The organism is Bradyrhizobium sp. NBAIM08 (genome assembly GCF_020193935.1).
GTDB classification, from domain to species: domain Bacteria; phylum Pseudomonadota; class Alphaproteobacteria; order Rhizobiales; family Xanthobacteraceae; genus Bradyrhizobium; species Bradyrhizobium yuanmingense.
In genome coordinates, this window is sequence record NZ_JADYVR010000011.1 from 28186 (window position 1) to 45226 (window position 17041).

General features: G+C 65.3%; 19 protein-coding genes. 11 read left to right on the forward strand and 8 right to left on the reverse strand.

Going from position 1 to position 17041, the window contains the following annotated elements:
- Positions 1–166 precede the first annotated feature (166 nt).
- Positions 167–715, reverse strand: coding sequence for a cupin domain-containing protein (locus tag I6F37_RS29700; RefSeq protein WP_018646206.1), 549 nt, complete (start codon positions 713–715; stop codon positions 167–169).
- Between the two features lie 161 nt (positions 716–876).
- Here I6F37_RS29700 and I6F37_RS29705 point away from each other — a divergent pair, with 161 nt between their 5' ends.
- Positions 877–2205 carry an aspartate aminotransferase family protein gene (locus I6F37_RS29705; protein WP_036011812.1) on the forward strand — a complete coding sequence of 443 codons (1329 nt, stop codon included), beginning with the start codon at positions 877–879 and terminating at the stop codon, positions 2203–2205.
- A gap of 66 nt (positions 2206–2271) precedes the next feature.
- The gene (locus I6F37_RS29710) at positions 2272–3537 is read left to right on the forward strand and encodes a D-amino acid dehydrogenase (RefSeq protein WP_036011809.1); all 1266 of its coding nucleotides are present in this window, start codon (positions 2272–2274) and stop codon (positions 3535–3537) included.
- 150 nt (positions 3538–3687) lie between these two features.
- On the opposite strand, the gene I6F37_RS29715 is transcribed toward I6F37_RS29710, so the two are convergent.
- Entirely contained in the window at positions 3688–4257 is a 570-nt protein-coding gene (locus tag I6F37_RS29715) for a helix-turn-helix domain-containing protein (protein WP_225153478.1), read from the reverse strand.
- Here I6F37_RS29715 and I6F37_RS29720 point away from each other — a divergent pair.
- From I6F37_RS29720 to I6F37_RS29740, 5 genes are all read left to right on the forward strand, one after another.
- Positions 4232–4450 (forward strand): hypothetical protein, encoded by a 219-nt coding sequence (locus I6F37_RS29720; RefSeq protein WP_225153480.1) that lies wholly within the window; start codon positions 4232–4234, stop codon positions 4448–4450. The two genes, I6F37_RS29715 and I6F37_RS29720, sit on opposite strands and share 26 nt — an antisense overlap.
- Before the next feature lie 72 nt (positions 4451–4522).
- Positions 4523–5281 (forward strand): ABC transporter substrate-binding protein, encoded by a 759-nt coding sequence (locus tag I6F37_RS29725; protein WP_225153481.1) that lies wholly within the window; start codon positions 4523–4525, stop codon positions 5279–5281.
- A 28-nt stretch (positions 5282–5309) separates the two neighbouring features.
- Positions 5310–5963, forward strand: coding sequence for an amino acid ABC transporter permease (locus tag I6F37_RS29730; RefSeq protein ID WP_024341720.1), 654 nt, complete (start codon positions 5310–5312; stop codon positions 5961–5963).
- A complete protein-coding gene (locus I6F37_RS29735; protein WP_036011798.1) occupies positions 5960–6691 on the forward strand; it encodes an amino acid ABC transporter ATP-binding protein in 732 nt (243 codons plus the stop codon). The genes I6F37_RS29730 and I6F37_RS29735 overlap by 4 nt, the downstream gene beginning before the upstream one ends.
- An 11-nt stretch (positions 6692–6702) precedes the next feature.
- Positions 6703–7986: an FAD-binding oxidoreductase gene (locus tag I6F37_RS29740; protein ID WP_225153483.1), complete on the forward strand. Its 1284-nt coding sequence runs from the start codon at positions 6703–6705 to the stop codon at positions 7984–7986.
- Between the two features lie 52 nt (positions 7987–8038).
- Here I6F37_RS29740 and I6F37_RS29745 read toward each other — a convergent pair whose 3' ends face one another.
- Both I6F37_RS29745 and I6F37_RS29750 read right to left on the reverse strand, forming a co-directional pair.
- Entirely contained in the window at positions 8039–8248 is a 210-nt protein-coding gene (locus tag I6F37_RS29745) for a hypothetical protein (protein ID WP_225153485.1), read from the reverse strand.
- 148 nt (positions 8249–8396) lie between these two features.
- The gene (locus tag I6F37_RS29750) at positions 8397–9986 is read right to left on the reverse strand and encodes a gamma-glutamyltransferase family protein (RefSeq protein WP_225153486.1); all 1590 of its coding nucleotides are present in this window, start codon (positions 9984–9986) and stop codon (positions 8397–8399) included.
- A 122-nt stretch (positions 9987–10108) separates the two neighbouring features.
- Between I6F37_RS29750 and I6F37_RS29755 the strand changes: the two genes are divergently transcribed.
- Entirely contained in the window at positions 10109–10882 is a 774-nt protein-coding gene (locus I6F37_RS29755; RefSeq protein WP_225153488.1) for an enoyl-CoA hydratase-related protein, read from the forward strand.
- Between the two features lie 140 nt (positions 10883–11022).
- Here the strand turns inward: I6F37_RS29755 and I6F37_RS29760 are convergent, their stop codons facing one another.
- Complete coding sequence (locus I6F37_RS29760; protein ID WP_172788150.1) at positions 11023–11199, reverse strand: hypothetical protein; 177 nt, start codon at positions 11197–11199, stop codon at positions 11023–11025.
- Positions 11200–11208: 9 nt separating this feature from the next.
- Entirely contained in the window at positions 11209–11442 is a 234-nt protein-coding gene (locus I6F37_RS29765) for a hypothetical protein (protein ID WP_036011788.1), read from the reverse strand.
- A 198-nt stretch (positions 11443–11640) separates the two neighbouring features.
- Between I6F37_RS29765 and I6F37_RS29770 the strand changes: the two genes are divergently transcribed.
- From I6F37_RS29770 to I6F37_RS29780, 3 genes are all read left to right on the forward strand, one after another.
- Entirely contained in the window at positions 11641–13728 is a 2088-nt protein-coding gene (locus I6F37_RS29770) for a sorbosone dehydrogenase family protein (RefSeq protein WP_225153490.1), read from the forward strand.
- Positions 13685–14623, forward strand: a complete 939-nt coding sequence (locus I6F37_RS29775; RefSeq protein ID WP_036035942.1) for an SMP-30/gluconolactonase/LRE family protein — start codon at positions 13685–13687, stop codon at positions 14621–14623. Before I6F37_RS29770 ends, I6F37_RS29775 begins: the two co-directional genes overlap by 44 nt.
- Positions 14624–14753: 130 nt before the next feature.
- Complete coding sequence (locus I6F37_RS29780) at positions 14754–15779, forward strand: histone deacetylase family protein (RefSeq protein WP_225147766.1); 1026 nt, start codon at positions 14754–14756, stop codon at positions 15777–15779.
- Positions 15780–15807: 28 nt separating this feature from the next.
- On the opposite strand, the gene I6F37_RS29785 is transcribed toward I6F37_RS29780, so the two are convergent.
- Both I6F37_RS29785 and I6F37_RS29790 read right to left on the reverse strand, forming a co-directional pair.
- The gene (locus tag I6F37_RS29785; RefSeq protein WP_225151652.1) at positions 15808–16539 is read right to left on the reverse strand and encodes a 4'-phosphopantetheinyl transferase superfamily protein; all 732 of its coding nucleotides are present in this window, start codon (positions 16537–16539) and stop codon (positions 15808–15810) included.
- Positions 16540–16760: 221 nt separating this feature from the next.
- Positions 16761–16934, reverse strand: coding sequence for a hypothetical protein (locus tag I6F37_RS29790; protein WP_197424348.1), 174 nt, complete (start codon positions 16932–16934; stop codon positions 16761–16763).
- Positions 16935–17041: the final 107 nt, after the last annotated feature.

A 17041-nucleotide genomic window follows, 5' to 3' on the forward strand; every position in this document is an offset into this window, starting at 1 on the left:
CCGAAACAGGCGGCCCCGGAGTGCCTAGGAGTCCGGGCCATAACCTCAGCACCTTTGCGCGAGGCTGCTCGGCTACGGCTCCCAACATATCAAGCTGCGGTTCGCGGAAATTGCGGTGGCTCAATATCCGCTAGATCCTCGCCTCCGTACGATTGCGGAGGGACCGTCAGAACGTCGGCGGCGTGCAGGCCGAGATCACCTCGCACGGTTTGCCGCCGACGCAGCGGAAGCGATGCGGGCGGCGGCTCTCGAAATAATAGGCATCGCCGGGATTGAGGATGCGGCGCTCGTCCTCGACGGTGACCTCGAGCTTGCCCGAAATCACGATGCCGCCTTCCTCGCCGTCATGGACGAGATGCACGCGCCCGGTGTCGCTGCCGGGCTCGTAGCGCTCCTTCAGGATCTGCAGGCTGCGGCCGAACAGATTGTCGCCGACCTGCCGGTATGAGATCGGCTTCTTGCCGACTTCGGTGAGCTCCTCGGCGCGGTAGAAGATCTTGCGCCTGGACTCCGGCTCCAGCGCGAAGAATTCCGCGAGCCCCATCGGGATGCCGTCGAGTATGCGCTTGAGCGCGCCGACCGAAGGGTTCATCTGGTTGGATTCGATCAGCGAGATCGTCGAATTGGTGACGCCGGCGCGCTTGGCCAGCTCGCGCTGCGACAGCTTGTGGCGCGCCCGGATGAATCGCAGCCGTCCACCGATGTCGACGCTCATGTTCTGGTCCTTGCCCTGGGTCCCGTGTTGCAGGTGTTGCGGATCGCGCAAATATGGACCGGCAGCCCCAGTTAAATCAATGGCTTGCAGGTCACCAGAAAAGGACTTGTTGCGCCATCCAAGCCATGGCTCAGCTATGGGGTCAGCACAGGAGCGCGGCCGTGACCCTTCATCAGATTCCGAACACCATCAAGACCGATTCGTACTGGATGCCGTTCACGGCCAATCGGCAGTTCAAGAAGTCGCCGCGCCTGTTCTCCTCGGCCGAGGGCATGTACTACACCAGCGTCGATGGCCGCCAGGTGATCGACGGCTCCGCCGGGCTCTGGTGCGTCAATGCCGGCCACGGCCGCAAGCAGATCGCCGCCGCCGTCGAGCGCCAGCTGATGACGCTGGACTTCGCGCCGTCGTTCCAGATGGGCCATCCGCTGGCATTCGACTTCGCCGAGCGTCTCGCCGAGATCGCCCCAAAGGGCCTCGACCGCGTCTTCTTCACCAATTCCGGCTCCGAGTCGGTCGACACCGCGCTGAAGATCGCGCTGGCCTATCACCGCGCCAACGGCCAGGCCAGCCGCACCCGACTGATTGGTCGCGAGCGCGGCTATCACGGCGTCGGCTTCGGCGGCACCTCGGTCGGCGGCATGGTCGCCAACCGCCGCGCCTTCACCACCCTGCTGCCAGGCGTCGACCACATCCGCCACACCCATGATCTCACCCGCAACGCCTTCGCCAAGGACCTGCCCGAGCACGGCGCCGAGCTCGCCGACGATCTCGAGCGTCTGGTCGCCCTGCACGGCGCGGAAACGATCGCCGCCGTCATCGTCGAGCCGGTGCCGGGCTCGACCGCGGTGTTGCCGCCGCCGAAGGGATATCTGCAGCGCCTGCGCGAGATCTGCGACAAGCACGGCATCCTCCTGATCTTCGACGAGGTCATCACCGGCTTTGGCCGCCTCGGCACGCCGTTCGCCGCCAACTTCTTTGGCGTCACGCCGGACCTGATGACCACGGCCAAGGGCATCACCAACGGCACCGTGCCCTGCGGCGCCGTGTTCGCCAGCCGCAAGGTGCACGACGGCATGATGACCGGCCCGGAGAACCAGATCGAGCTGTTCCACGGCTACACCTATTCGGCGCATCCGGTCGCCTGCGCCGCGGGCATCGCGACCCTTGACATCTACAAGGACGAAGGCCTGCTCACGCGTGGTAGCTCGCTCGCCGAATACTGGCGCGATGCGCTGCATTCGCTCAAAGGTCTGCCGAACGTCGTCGACATCCGCAATTGCGGCCTGATGGGCGCGGTCGAACTCGCGCCGCGTGGCGGCGTGGTCGGCGCGCGCGGCTACGACATGCTGGTCGAATGCTTCAACAACGGCCTCTATCTGCGCACCGGTGGCGATTCCGTCGCGATGTCGCCCCCGCTCATCGTCGAGAAGAGCCACATCGACCAGATGATGTCGATCCTCGGCGACGCCATCAAGAAGGTGGCCTGATAATTGCTCTCGCCGCTAGCGAGTTGTGTCCTTGCAGCGGCGAGCGCCGCGGGAGTTTGACGAAGCGTGAAAGTTCTGATCCTCGGCAGCGGTGTCATCGGTGTCACCTCTGCCTACTACCTCGCGCGTGCCGGCCATGAGGTGACGGTCGTCGACCGCCAGCCGGAGCCGGCACTGGAGACCTCCTTCGCCAATGCCGGCGAGGTGTCGCCCGGCTATTCCTCGCCCTGGGCCGGCCCCGGCGTGCCGGTCAAGGCGATCAAGTGGCTGTTGATGAAGCACGGCCCGCTGGTGATCCGGCCGAAGCTCGATCCGGTCATGTGGGTCTGGCTGCTCAAGATGCTGCGCAACTGCACCAGCGCGCGCTACGCAGTTAACAAGAGCCGGATGATCCCGATCGCGGAATACAGCCGCGATGCCTTGCGTGATCTGCGCCGCGACATCGGCATTCAGTATGACGAGCGCTCGCAGGGCACGCTGCAGCTGTTTCGCTACCAGGCCCAGCTCGACGGCACGGCCGAAGACATCGCCGTGCTCAAGCAATACGGCGTTCCCTTCGAAGTGCTGAACCGCGAGGGCTGCATTGCGGTCGAGCCGGCACTTGCCGGCGTGAAGGAGAAGTTCGTCGGCGGGCTCCGCCTGCCGCAGGACGAGACCGGTGACTGCCACATGTTCACGCAGGCGCTGGCGAGGCACGCCCAGGCGCTCGGCGTGCGCTTCCTGTTCAACACCTCGATCGACCGTATCGTCACCGATGGCGCGCGCGTCAGCGGTGTCGCCACCAGCGCCGGCCTGCTGCAGGCGGACGCTTACGTGCTCGCGCTCGGCAGCTGGTCGTCGCGGCTCCTGGCGCCGCTCGGTATTTCGCTGCCGGTCTATCCGGTGAAGGGCTATTCGATCACGGTGCCGATCAAGGACGCCTCCGGCGCGCCGGAATCCACCGTGATGGACGAGAGCTACAAGGTCGCGATCACCCGCCTCGGCAATCGCATCCGCGTCGGCGGCACCGCCGAAATCTCCGGCTATTCGGACAAGCTCTACGACGCACGCCGCGCCACGCTCGATCATTCGCTGACCGACCTGTTCCCGCGCGGCGGCGACCTGTCCAAGGCGACGTTCTGGAGCGGCCTGCGCCCGATGACGCCGGACGGCCCGCCCGTGATCGGCCGGACCCACTACGCCAACCTCCACCTCAACACCGGCCACGGCACGCTCGGCTGGACCATGTCGTGCGGCTCGGGCCGCGTGCTCGCTGACATGCTGTCGGGCAAGAAGCCGGACATCGACGTCAGTGCGTTGTCGGTGGAGCGGTACAAGCACCGGTTTGGCTAAGGCTCTATCCCCTCGTCATTGCGAGGAGCCCTTGCGACGAAGCAATCCAGGCTGTCTCCGCGGTGAGACTCTGGATTGCTTTGCTGCACTCGCAATGACGGCGTGGAGACGCCGCGGATTTCTTCCACCCGCGGCGTGCGTTGAAAGCAGCTACCCCGCCCCCGTCACGCAATTCACCCACAGCACCACGGCCTTCGCATCCCGCGCCGGATTGGAAAACCGGTGCGGCCGTCGGCTCGCGAAACGAAAACTGTCGCCCGTCTTCAGCGACCACGTCTGGCTGTCCACCGTCAGCATCATCTCGCCTTCGAGCACGAGCCCGGCCTCTTCGCCGTCGTGGGTGTAGAGCTCATCGCCGGTGGAGCCGCCGGGCTCAAGATGCACCAGGAACAGATTGAGCTTGTTGTCGCTGCTCGCCGGGCTCAGCAATTGCTTGGACACGCCCGTGCGCCACAGCTTCAATTCGGGCCGCTGCACTCCGCGCGTCACCACCTGATCCGATGCGCCGTCGGCGCTCGGGCTCGCGCCGAACAGCGCGGCGATGCCGACGCCGAGCACGTCGGCGAGCGTCGCCAGCACCCGCAGCGACGGCGACGACAGCCCGCGCTCGATCTGGCTGAGGAAGCCGATCGACAGCTCCGTGCGCGCGGCGACCGTCTCCAGCGAGAACTGCCTGACTCGCCTGAGATCCCGGATGCGGCGGCCGACCGCGACGTCCATCGCCGGCTCGGCCGGTTTGGCAGCGGCTTTGGCTTTCACCTTGGCCGGCCTGTTCCTGGCCGGCTTTGCGGCGGCCGGTTTGCGCATTCTTTTGCCACCGCTCACGTCAAACCGCTTTCTTCATGTGCATGAAAACCGCTTGCATCACCCGCGAAAGTGTGACCAAATTTTCATATTGGTGAAAATAGGCTGAAACGGGCCGGCCCGCAACGTTTGATCGCGACATGCGCGCGCCGCCGCCGACCAGGCCCAAAAGGGGGATGCGATGAAGCGTTTTGTTCAGGCCGCAGTTGCGGCGCTCGCCATTGCCACAGCGGTGCCGGCAGCGGCGCAACAGGTGCTGAAGGTCGGCTCGACGCCGACGGGCATTCCCTTCACCTTCCTCGACACCAAGACCAACACCATCCAGGGCATCATGGTCGATCTCATCACCGAGGTCGGCAAGGATGCCGGCTTCAACGTGCAGATCGAGCCGATGGCGTTCTCGGCGCTGATCCCCTCGCTGACTTCGAGCAAGATCGACATCATTGCGGCAGCGATGTTCATCACGCCGCCGCGCAAGGAGGTCATCGACTTCTCCGACCCGATCTACAGCTACGGCGAGGGCCTTGTGGTGCCGAAGACCGACACCAAGACTTACGCCACGCAGGAGGATCTGAAGGGCCAGACGGTGGGGGCGCAAGTCGGCACCGCCTTCGTCGACGCGCTGAAGAAGACCGGCCTGTTCTCCGACGTGAAGGCTTACGACACCATCCCGGACATCCTGCGCGACGTGAACACCGGCCGCCTCAAGGCCGGCTACGCCGACTATCCGATCCTCGCCTACAATCTGAAGCAGGGCGGCTTCCCCGAGGTGCGCCTGGTCGACGGCTACAAGCCGGTCACGGTCGGCTCGGTCGGCATCGGCGTGCGCAAGGGCGAGAGCGCACTGCTCGGCAAGATCAACGCTTCGCTGGCGAAGCTGAAAGCCAACGGCACCATCGACAAGATCCTCGATAAATGGGGCCTGAAAGCGCAAGGTTGATCGATAGAAGCTGATCGAAGGCTGCCCGATGAAAGGCTTCTGGCGCGACGCCGTCGAGTTCTTCCCGATCCTGCTGAACGGCGTCGCGCTGACGATCATCGTCACGATCGGCTCGCTGTTGCTGTCGACGGTGCTCGGCCTGGTCTGGGCGATGATGCGGGTCTCCGGCATCAAAGCGCTGTCGATGCTCAGCGCCAGCCTGATCAACGTGATCCGCGGCATCCCGATCATCGTGCTGTTGTTCTACCTCTACTTCGTGATGCCCGATCTCGGCGTTACGCTCAGCGCGTTGCAGGCCGCGATCCTCGGGCTCGGCATCGCCTATTCGGCCTACCAGGCCGAAAACTTCCGCGCCGGCATCGAGGCGATCGACAAGGGGCAGATCGAGGCGGCGCAGTCGATCGGCATGGGCTGGTGGCTCACCATGCGCCGCGTGGTGCTGCCGCAGGCCGTGCGCATCGTGCTGCCGCCCTACGGCAACGTCATGATCATGATGCTGAAGGATTCCTCGCAAGCCTCGACCATCACGGTCGCCGAGCTCGCGCTGCAGGGCAAGCTGATCGCGTCCTCGACGTTCAAGAACACCAGCGTGTTCACGCTGGTCGCCCTGATGTACCTCACCATGAGCATTCCGCTGATCCTCTTGGTCCGTCACTTCGAGAAGCGGGCCGGCAAGCGATGATCGAGCTGAGCGACGTCCACAAGAGCTTTGGCAAGGTCGAGGTGCTCAAGGGCATCACGGCGAGCGTCGAGAAGGGTGAGGTGGTCTGCATCATCGGCCCCTCCGGCTCCGGCAAGTCGACCATCCTGCGCTGTATCAACGGCCTCGAAAGCTACGACCGCGGCGAGATCAGCGTCGAAGGCTTGAGAGTCGATCGCGACGCGCCCTCGATCGTGAACATCCGCACCCAGGTCTCGATGGTGTTCCAGCGCTTCAACCTGTTCCCGCATCGGACAGCGCTGGAGAACGTGATCGAGGGGCCGCTCTTCGTGAAGAAGGAGCCGCGCGCCCAGGTGCTCGAGCGCGGCCGCGCGCTGCTCGCTCAGGTCGGGCTTGCGGAAAAGGCCGATGCGCATCCGCCGCAGCTCTCCGGCGGGCAGCAGCAGCGCGTCGCCATCGCGCGGGCGCTCGCCATGCAGCCCAAGGCGATCCTGTTCGACGAGCCGACCTCGGCGCTCGACCCCGAGCTGGTCGGCGACGTCCTCGGCGTCATGCGCAAGCTCGCCGACGACGGCATGACCATGGTCGTCGTCACCCACGAGATGGGCTTTGCGCGCGACGTCGCCGATCGTGTTCTGTTCATCGATGGCGGCGTCATCGTCGAGCAGGGGCCGGCGAAATCGGTGCTCAATCAACCGCAGCACGCGCGGACGCAGGACTTCCTGCGCCGCGTGCTGCATCCGCTCTGACCGGTTTCGACATGACGCGCCTGCCTCTGCCGCCCTCGCTCTATGCCGATACCGCCGTGGCGCCGGTTGCCACGCCGCCCCTCGATGTCGACAAGAGCGTCTCGGTCGCAATCGTCGGCGGCGGCTACACCGGCCTTTCCACCGCGCTGCATCTGGCCGAACAGGGCGTCGAGGCGCTGGTGCTGGAGGCGCAGGAGCCGGGCTGGGGCGCGTCGGGTAACAATGGCGGCCACACCAATCCCGGCCTGAAGCACGACCCTGACAAGATCGAGGCCGATTTCGGCACCGAGCTCGGCCGCCGCATGATCGCGTTCGCCTACGGCACGACCAACTTCACACACGATCTGATCCGCCGCTACCAGATCCCGTGCGAAGCGCGGCAGAACGGCACGTTGCGCGCAGCTTACAATGAGAGCAGCGCCGCTGCGATCGAGAAGACCGCGCAGCAATGCATCCGCCGCGGCATGCCGGTGACTTATCTGAACCGCGAGCAGCTCCGCGACATGACCGGCACCGATCGTTACATCGGCGCGATGTTGGATGCGCGCGGCGGCGATCTGCATCCTCTCAGCTACGCCCGTGGTCTTGCCCGCGCCGCGATGTCGGCGGGCGCGAAGGTTCATGGCGGGACACCGGCATTGTCGCTACGCCGCGAGGGAACGCGCTGGCGCATCGAGACGCCGCGGGCGGTGGTTCATGCCGACAAGGTCCTGCTCGCCACCAACGGCTTCACCGACGATCTCTGGCCGGCCCTCCGACGCACCATCGTGCCGGTGTTTTCCTCGATCGCCGCCACCGCGCCGCTTTCCGACGCAGTCTCCCGTTCGATCATGCCGACGCGTCCGGTGCTCTACGAGAGCGGCCATATCACGGTCTACTATCGCATCGATCAGCAGAACCGTCTGTTGATGGGCGGGCGCGGCCCGATGCGCTGGATCAGGTCGCCGCATGACGTCGCCTATCTCATGCGTTATGCGGAGCGACTCTGGCCGCAGCTCAAGGGCGTTGCCTGGACCCACGGCTGGAACAGCCGGCTCGCCATCACCGCGGACCATTATCCGCATGTGCACGAACCCGCCGAGAGCGTTTTGATCTCGCTCGGCTGCAATGGCCGCGGTGTCGCGCTTTCGACTGCGATGGGCGCGCAGCTCGCCCGCCGCCTGATCGGCGGCACCAAGGCCGAGATCGACATGCCCATCACGGGCATCAAGCCGATCCCGATGCACGCGTTCTGGCCGGTCGGCGTGACCACCGCCGTGATCGCGGGCCGGGTGCGGGACCGGCTCGGCATATGAAGAAGGCGCAGCTCGGTGAGGAGCGACGCCTTGCTCGAATCTTAGATCGGCTTTAGCAGCGACCCTGCTTCCAAAGTCCGGGCGGGCACGCGTGACCGCGCCAGCCGACCTTGCGACCGTGGTACCAGCCGAACGACTTGCCATGGTGATGATGGCCCATCTTGTGGCCATGACCATGTCCATGTCCGTGCCCACCCTTCGCCAGTGCGGGTGTGAAGCCGGCCGCAATGATCAGCGAGGCGGCGAGCGCAAGTTTCTTCATGATGTCCTCCGGTGGGGGCGAGCGCATTTGTCCGTTCAGTGAACGAACGGTGGGAGAGTAAGTTCCCTGCGAATGTGGAGGAGTCGTGACGCTCGCCTGGATACGTAATTACGCTGGCGCTCAACGCGCGCTGGCATGTCGAGCGAAGTCAAGCCTCCGCCACCGCATCGGCCCAGGGTTGGAAAATCTCGACCGCGCCGGAATTGAGCTCGCCCTCGCGCATCACGACGCTCGGACAGGCGAATTTCTGCGGCAGCGCCTGCACCCGGCTCTCTTCATAGTCGAAGCGCGCGGCCAGGGCATTGCGCACCTCCGCCGGCAGCCGCGCATCGCCGATCACCACCGCGCCTTCGCTGGCGTCGATGCGCGGCTGGTGAATGGCGGCGTCGAGGTCCATGCCGTAATCCATCGCGAAGGATACGAGCTGCATCACCGACGGCAGGATGCGGCGTCCGCCGGAGGCGCCGATTGCGAGGCGCTTGCCATCCTTCGTCTCGGCGATGACGGGCGTGTAATTGCAGAGGCAGCGCTTGCCCGGTGCGAGCGAGTTCGTGGTACCAGGCGTCGGATCGAACCACATGATGCCGTTGTTCATGGTGATGCCGGTGTGCGGTGTCACGTATCGCGAACCGAACGACGAGAGCAGCGTCTGCGTCACCGCCGCGATGTTGCCGTGACGATCGACCACCGAGAAATGCGTGGTGCAGGCCGGCGCGAGATATTCGGCGCCGAGCGAGCGCTTGCCGTCGGCATCGCCCATATCCTTGAGACGCTCACGGAAGGCGGCCTGCAGGGCGAGCGCATATTCGACATAGGCGGCGGCATCCGGCGCGTCTGCCGGCGTCAAGCTCTGCTGCAACAGCCGTAGCGCATGCGCCATCGTCGGCCCTGCGGTGAGCTCGGGGGTCGCGAACACCTCGCCTTCGCGATAGGGAATCGCCAGCGGCTCGCGCAGATGGGCGCGGAAGGCTGCGAGATCCTCCACCGACAGCGAGCCGCCGTCGGCCTTGATGTCGGAAGCAATGCTCCTGGCGAGATCGCCCTGATAGAAATCACGCGCGCCCGCGTCCGCAAGATGTGACAGCGTCGCCTTCAGGGCATCCTGCGGCAGCCGCGTCTCAGCCTTGATGCCCCACGGCGCGGTCGGCGGCAGGCCGTCCTTCAGATACGCGGCCGCGCTCGCGTGGTAGCGTCTGAGATCGGCGGCCGAGCCCGCGATCGTCACCGTCGTCCACCAATCGACCAGCAGGCCTTCGCCGGCAAGCCGAGCTGCCGGCGTGACCAGATCCTTCCACGGCATCTTGGCGTAGCGGCGGTGCGCCTCTTCCATTCCGGCGACGACACCGGGTACGGCGATCGAGCCGGGGCCGTGGATGTTGCGATCGTCCTTCACCCTTGGCCAGGGAAACAGGTCGGACGACGCGCCTTCGCCGCTGAGCGGATAATCGGCCGTGCGCAGGCTTTGCGGCGCGCACATGCCGTAGTCGATCACCTCATAGCGATTTTCCTTGGCGCGGTAGAGCACCATCGCACCGCCGCCGCCGATGCCGCTGTTCCAGGGCTCCAGGACGTTGAGGGCAAACGTGGTCGCAACGATCGCGTCGACGCAATCGCCGCCCGCGGCCAGCACCTGCGCCCCGGCTTCGGCCGCCCGCCGCGATTGCGAGGCGACGATGCCGCCCTTGGAGGTGACGGCGGGCTTGCGGACGGTCTGGTTGAGGCTGAACTGGTGAGGCATGGTGTCGTCTTGATCTCTGGATTCAGTTGCGTCGTGCACTGAGGTTGAAAGCTCTGCGATTGGCGAAGCGCGCGGACAATGGCACATTGCCGCCAACGAGAACATCGAAAGGGAGGCGCGGCATGGCTGGTGTGAAACAGGCGCGGGATGGCGCGGTCGGGATCCTGACGCTCGACGAGCCGGCCAGCCTCAACGCGATGACGCCAGACCTGCTCGGCGCACTTGCCCTAGCCGTCGGCGAAATGACGGGGGACGAGGCCATCCGCGCGCTGGTGCTCACGGGCGCCGGGCGGGGATTTTGCTCAGGACAGAATTTGAAAGCCTCAGAGGCGCTCGGCGAGGACATCGCGGCCGGCGTGATGCGCTTCTACTGGCCGGCCTTCAAGGCCTTGCGCGAATGCCGAGTGCCTGTCGTCGTTGCCGTCAATGGCGTCGCGGCCGGCGGCGGCTTCAGTCTCGCAATGGCCGGCGACATCATCGTCGCGGCGCGGTCGGCGAGCTTCATCCAGGTGTTCAGCCGCATCGCGCTGGTGCCCGATCTCGGCTCGACCTGGCTCTTGCCGCGGCTGATCGGCCGGCAGCGCGCGCTCGAGCTGATGCTGCTCAATGAGCCGCTGACGGCGGAACGCGCCCAGGAGATCGGCCTGGTCCGGCAGGTCGTCGACGACGCCAAGTTGATGGATGAGGCGTTAGGTTTGGCGCGCCGCCTCGCCGAAGGACCGACGCGCGCTTTGGTCGCAACCCGCGCTCTGGTCGAGGAGAGCGAGCATGCGACCTATGAAGCGCAGTTCCGCCGCGAGATCGAGCTTCAGGCCACGATCCGCAAGAGCGCGGACGCCATGGAAGGCCGCAATGCGTTCGTGGAGAAGCGCAAGGCGAAGTTTACCGCGAGGTGAGGTGGGCATGCTTCTCATCCAACCGTCATGCCCGGGCTGTCCCGGGCATCCACGTCTTCCTATCCGAGCCCCCAAAACGTGGAATGGCCGGGTCAAGCCCGGCCATGACGACGATTAGTGCGATTTCTACGGCCGCGCGCTCAGCGCATGCGATCCAGCCGGCTGGCCTGGTACTTGGCGCGCCATTTCGGGCCGGGTCCGCGCATGTAGTGCAGCTCGGGGCGGTAGGGATTGGCTGCGACGCGGATCAGCGTCTGCCATCTGGTGGCGACGAAGCTGAGGGGCTGGCGCAGCAGGCTCAATGAAGCGAGCAACATGGCATCACCTCAATGCGGCTTGCCGAGCATGGCGGTGAAGGGGAGGTCGAACAGATCCTCGCCGTCGGAGCCGCTGACGTGGATCACCCAGTCGCGCCAGTCCTCGGCGCCGGGGGTCTGGATCATCGAGTTCATGATCTGAGCGGCGCGGTCGCGCGCCTCGGTCAGATTGGCGACTGCGGCGCCGTAGCGGTCGATCAGCGTGCCCTCGGTGTTGGAGCAGTGAAAATAGACCTGGACCATAGGCGCCTCCTGTAGAAAGCGATCGGGACGGCAAACCGATACCACCCCAAGCATTCGCGAAACATTCGGGTCGAGCCCGGTAAGGAAATCTACGGATATTGGTCGGACCCAAGGTCGTTACAGGTTTAATCACAGGCGGGTGATGACTGGACGGCACCGCGGCGGCATGGAACAACGCCCGCGGGAAGGCGGCTCACGGTGAACCAGTTCACATTCGATCGCGAACGGCCAAATTTGCGCTTGCCTGCAGCGGTCGTTCTTGCAGCGGGCTTCGCCGCCGCGCTGCTCGGCTTCGCCCCGGCTTCGTCCGAGCCGGTCAGAAAGAGCGGCTACGCGATCGGCGCGGAAGCCTGCGGCAGCGGCGATCTCGCCTTTCCCAGGATCCAGATCGACATGAAGGCGGGATATTGCGCCGGCCTCGTCGCCAGCGAGGGGGACCGCCTCAAATTTCCGCGCTCGATCGTCCAGGTGCCCGGCCGCGACCTTTTGGTGGTCGCCGATATGGGCGGCTGGGGCCACACCGACGGGCGGCTGCTGCTGCTCGATCCGCGTGCCCCGCAGGGGCAACGCTTCAAGGAGCTGCTGACGGGGATAGAATATCCGTTCGCTCTCGTCATCGGCCCGGACAAAAAGCTTTATGCCTCGACCGCGGAGACGATCTTCCGGTTCGACCCGCTCGCGGACAATCCACGCAGCACGGTCGAGACCATCATCCGCCACTTGCCCGGCCGTCGGATCACGCTGCCCGATGGCACGAGGACTGATGAGAGCGCGCATCCGCTCAAGCAGTTCGTGTTCGACCGGAACGGCCGGCTGTTCGTCAATGTCGGCTCGCACAGCGACGATTGCATCACGCCTGCGCCGATCACAAGACCCTGTGCGGCGGCCGAGGGCGTGTCCGCGCTGGCATCGATCTGGCTGTTCACGCCGCCCGCAGGCGGCGTCTTCCCGGCATTGAAACCTGGCGATCCCGACCCGCCGCACATTGTCTATGCGCGCGGCCTGCGCAACTCGATGGCGCTGGTGCTGCACCCGAAGTTTCCGGACGCTGGCTACGCCTTCCTGCAAGGCGAGAACGCCCGCGACCTGCCCGACATCTTCAAGCCGAACGAGGAGATCAACGCGATCGAGCAGGGCAGGCACTACGGCTGGCCCTATTGCTACGATTTGTCGACGCCGAGCCCGGAATTCAGGCTAGTGCTGCAATCAGGCACGTACAAGTCGTTCTGCTCGGCCAATGTGCTCTACAAGGCGCCGTTGTCACTGCTGCCGCCACACGGGGCGCCGCTCGCGATGTTGTATTACCACGGCGCGAAATTCCCCGAGCTGGAAGGCAAGCTCTTGGTTGGCCTGCACGGCTATCGGCCGACCGGCAGCCGGCTGCTGGTCTATGACGTCGACGATCACGGCTTTCCAAAGCCCAGCGCGGCACCGGTGCGCTATCACGTCAGTTGCGCGGCCGAGCCGACCCGCAGTTTCCGGACCGACGCCGGCGAGGTCGCCGCCGCGCCGTTCGAAGAGCTGATCGCCGGCTGGCACCGCGTCAACGGCGCGCGGCCGCAAGGTGCGCCGGTCGGCATGACGGTTGCCGAGGACGGCGCGATCTGGCTGGTCGAGGACAAGAACAAGACCGTGATCCGGATCGATCGCGCTGCTGGCGAAGCGCCTGCGCCTCTCCCCTGCGATACGCGCAGCCAGGCGATGATCGACCAGCTCGCGGCTTTCGTCGCCAGAGACGCGCAGAACGGCGTTCGCCTTACCACCTTGCGCAAGGGCCTCGTCGAGAAGCATTGCGTCGGCTGCCATTCGGATTTCGGCCTGAGCGCGGGGCAATCGGATGCGGAGAAGGACAGGGCGGTGCTGCACTTCATGCTGGCGCAGGACGGCTGGATCTACCCTGGCGATCCCGACGCCGGCAGGCTGCGGACGCGCCTGCGCGGCCTAGGCGCCGAGAAGCTGATGCCGCCGGGCGGCGAGAGCCTGCCCAAGACCGAGCCTGGTTACACGCGCCTGCTCGATACCGCGGACCTGTTCGTCGCCAAAATGGTGCCGGGCACGCGGATGCGGATCAAGCCAGGCCCGCCGCAGCGGAAGTTTTTCAGCAAGGCCAACAAGGAATGCGGCGAAATACCGGCTGGAAACGTCGTCGTCGTGACACAAAGGAGCGCTGTAGACAGACCCGGCTTTAGCCGATTCTTCCGGCCAGCCGATCCCTATCTGAACGGCGAGTGCACCGACGGCGATGGCTATTACATCCGGCAGGAACTTCTGGTGCCTGTGCAGTAGCATCCTGCTGGTCACGACGCTGCCGGCCGCTGCCGAAACGAAGCTGTTCGAAAGCGCACAGGTGACGCCCGCCAGCGAATACACCTTCGGCATCGAAGGGCCGGCCGCCGATCTCGACGGCAATCTGTTCGTCGTCAATCTCGGCAAGCCCGGCACCATCGGCAAATTGCCCGCTGGTGGCGCCGCCTCGGAGCTGTTCACGACGCTCCCCGAAGGCAGCGTCGGCAACGCGATCCGTTTCGATCGCAGCGGCACCATGTTCATCGCCGACTACAAGAAGCACAACATCTTCGCCATCCCCAAGGGTGCGACCAAGCCCGCGGTGTGGTTTCACTCCGGCGAGATGAGCCAGCCCAACGACATCACGATCGCGCCGGACGGCACGATCTATGCGAGCGATCCGAACTGGAAGGGGCGCGAAGGCCACATCTGGCGCATCGCCAGGGGAGCGGACGGTACGGTGCGGGGGCAGGTGATGTCGACGCCGCGCGCCATGGGTACCACCAACGGCATCGACCTCAGCCCTGACGGCAAGACGCTCTATGTCGGCGAATCCAGCAGCGGCCAGATCTGGTCCTATGCGATCAGCGGCAACGAGCTGACGGCTGCAAAACTCGTCAAGGCGTTTCAGCCCGACACCATCGACGGCCTGCGCACCGACGTTGCCGGCCGCCTGTACGTCGCGCGCATTCTCAAGGGCACGATCGCGCTGATGAAGCCGACCGGCGCGGTCGAGCGCGAGATCCCGCTGAAGGCCAAGGAGCCGACCAACATTGCCTTCGGCGGCAGCGACGGCAAGACCGTCTTCGTCACCCAGCGCCAGGGTGGCTTCATCGAGTCCTTCCGCACCGACCAGCAGGGCCGCGAGCACTGCCTCCAGCGTGGGCGTTGCTGAGCTTCGCAAGCGCTCTGCTTTCCGCGCAGGGCAGCGCGACGATGGACGGCATTTTTCTTGCTTGCATCCGGCGGCCGTGGCGATCAAGACTCTGCGGCACGTCCAGTAGCAGGCGACCACGGAGTGTTGAGTGAAAGCCGTCTATACCGAGCTGCACCGCAGCCACGATCCGCAATTCTTCTTGGTGCGTGGTGTCGTCAAGCGCACCACAGAGCAGCCCGAGCGCGCCGATCGCCTGCTCAGGGGATTGAAGGACGGCAGGCATCAACTGGTCGAGCCAACCAAGTTCGGGCCCGGTCCGCGCGCACGCATTCACAGCCCGGAATACCTGTCGTTCCTCAGCGAAGCCTGGGACGCCTGGACGGCGCTCGGCGATTCCGGCCCGGAGATGATCGGCAATATCCATCCCGTGCGCCATGCCGCGACCTATCCGACCCACATCGTCGGCAAGCTCGGCTGGCATACCGCCGACACCGCAGCGCCGATCGGCCCGGGCACGTGGGCCGCGGCCTGCGCCGCCACCGATGTTGCGGTGACCGCAGCGCAGATGGTGATGGATGGCGAGGACGCAACTTACGCGCTCTGCCGTCCGCCCGGCCATCACGCCTATCGCGACATGGCCGGCGGCTTCTGCTTTCTCAACAACAGCGCGATCGCGGCGGCGCATCTGCGGCAGAAGCATGAGCGCGTCGTGATCCTCGACGTCGATGTCCATCACGGCAACGGCACGCAAGGCATCTTTTATGCCCGGCCCGACGTCTACACGATCTCGATCCATGCCGACCCCGTTGCGTATTATCCGTACGTATGGGGCTATGCCCATGAGCGCGGCGAAGGACCCGGCCTCGGCACCAACCTCAACATTCCGCTTCCCATCGGCACCGGCGATGACGGCTATCTCCAGGCGCTGGACATCGCGCGCAAGGCGATCGAATCCTTTGCACCCGGCGCCCTCGTCATCGCACTCGGCCTCGATGCCTCCGAGCACGATCCGCTCAAGGGATTGGCCGTCACCACACCCGGCTTCCGCCGCATCGGCCAGGCCATCGCGAAGCTGGGCCTGCCGACCGTGCTCGTGCAGGAAGGCGGCTATCTCTCGGACATTCTCGGCGCCAACCTGACCTCTGTGCTGGCAGGATTCGAAGAAGCGCGGTGAGATCGCTTCGCCTCTCCGCTTGCCCGCCTCACTCAGCCGCTTCGCGGAGGGGCCAGGCATGGCGGCTGATGGGAAGGCCGCCGTCGGTGCGGGAGCCGTCGGCGATCGCGAGGCGATGCGCGGGCGATGGCGAGCACAGCGAGAAGCGCCAGGCGTCCGGATCGTCGACGATGTCGGGCTTGAAGCTGATCTCGATGGCCTCGCGTGACACCTGCATGGCGAAGGCGTCGAGCGGCAGATTGAGCCCGAAGCCCCTGGCCTTCAGATAGGCCTCCTTGAGCGTCCAATAATCGAAAAAGCGCTCGATCGCCGCGGCCTCCGGCAGTCCGCGCAAGGCTTCGACCTCTTCCGGCGCAAAGAAGCGAAGCGCGGTGGACAGCGGCGCGACGCGCCGCGACACGGTTTCGACGTCGACCCCGACGGCCTCATGCCGCGACACCACGCAGGCGACGCAGCCGTCGGCATGCGACAGGCTGAAATGCAGCGCGGTCGAGGTGGCTGGTGCTGCGACGAACGGCCGGCCATAGCGGCCCGCGCCAAACGACCAGTCGGTGGGCGCGACGTTGGAAGCGACCTGTGACAGCGCCAGGCGCAACATCGCATGCGCGAAGATGTATTGCCGCCGATGCCGCTCGAACACGAAGCGATCGGCCCGGGCCCGCTCGTCGACGGAGAGCAGGCGTCGGCACGCCTCCGCCGCGCCCGGCACGTCAATGCTCTCGATCAGTCCGACAAAGAGTTCGATTCTGTCGTCTGCCATCAATTGGGCCCATGGCGTCGGGCGAGGCCAAATCCCTCGGTGCCGACGGAAGAAACAACTGCGCAAGAATCAGCCGAGAGGACCGTACCTAGCGGTCCACCCGGGCGAATTCTTGTCGATTTGCAGGCCGGTTTACAGGCGCAAGCTTGTGCGAGCCCCCAAACTCGACACGCAAGCGGCCGCTCTGCGAAGATTCGTACGGCCGTCCCCGACCGACGAGTTTACTTCTTCTTGGACTTCTTCTTCTTCTTGGACCCGCGCAGAGCCTTAAGGCTGGCGTCGACATCCTTCAGTGCGAGCTGGAGTTTTTGCTTCTCGAAATTGAGCAGGTCTTGCAGCGCCTTGCGGTCCTCCGCGCTGAGCGAGGTCTTCTTGGTAAATTTGATGAAACCCATAACACTCCCCCGGTTGAAAATGATCATCCCAAATCAAAATCCGAGAATAATCTTGCGCGACGACGCCAAATAATCAAGCTGCAACTTGATCATTCACAGCTTTGGGG

Coding starts and splice junctions, on each gene's coding strand:
- I6F37_RS29790 (WP_197424348.1), bottom strand. CDS start 16,934: ATGGGTTTCATCAAATTTACCAAGAAGACCTCGCTCAGCGCGGAGGAC.
- I6F37_RS29765 (WP_036011788.1), bottom strand. CDS start 11,442: ATGGTCCAGGTCTATTTTCACTGCTCCAACACCGAGGGCACGCTGATC.
- I6F37_RS29760 (WP_172788150.1), bottom strand. CDS start 11,199: ATGTTGCTCGCTTCATTGAGCCTGCTGCGCCAGCCCCTCAGCTTCGTC.
- I6F37_RS29720 (WP_225153480.1), top strand. CDS start 4,232: ATGCGGCGGCCGACCGCGACGTCCATCGCCGGCTCGGCCGGTTTGGCA.
- I6F37_RS29755 (WP_225153488.1), top strand. CDS start 10,109: ATGGCTGGTGTGAAACAGGCGCGGGATGGCGCGGTCGGGATCCTGACG.
- I6F37_RS29740 (WP_225153483.1), top strand. CDS start 6,703: ATGACGCGCCTGCCTCTGCCGCCCTCGCTCTATGCCGATACCGCCGTG.
- I6F37_RS29750 (WP_225153486.1), bottom strand. CDS start 9,986: ATGCCTCACCAGTTCAGCCTCAACCAGACCGTCCGCAAGCCCGCCGTC.
- I6F37_RS29745 (WP_225153485.1), bottom strand. CDS start 8,248: ATGAAGAAACTTGCGCTCGCCGCCTCGCTGATCATTGCGGCCGGCTTC.
- I6F37_RS29735 (WP_036011798.1), top strand. CDS start 5,960: ATGATCGAGCTGAGCGACGTCCACAAGAGCTTTGGCAAGGTCGAGGTG.
- I6F37_RS29730 (WP_024341720.1), top strand. CDS start 5,310: ATGAAAGGCTTCTGGCGCGACGCCGTCGAGTTCTTCCCGATCCTGCTG.
- I6F37_RS29700 (WP_018646206.1), bottom strand. CDS start 715: ATGAGCGTCGACATCGGTGGACGGCTGCGATTCATCCGGGCGCGCCAC.
- I6F37_RS29785 (WP_225151652.1), bottom strand. CDS start 16,539: ATGGCAGACGACAGAATCGAACTCTTTGTCGGACTGATCGAGAGCATT.
- I6F37_RS29715 (WP_225153478.1), bottom strand. CDS start 4,257: ATGGACGTCGCGGTCGGCCGCCGCATCCGGGATCTCAGGCGAGTCAGG.
- I6F37_RS29775 (WP_036035942.1), top strand. CDS start 13,685: ATGGCTATTACATCCGGCAGGAACTTCTGGTGCCTGTGCAGTAGCATC.
- I6F37_RS29725 (WP_225153481.1), top strand. CDS start 4,523: ATGAAGCGTTTTGTTCAGGCCGCAGTTGCGGCGCTCGCCATTGCCACA.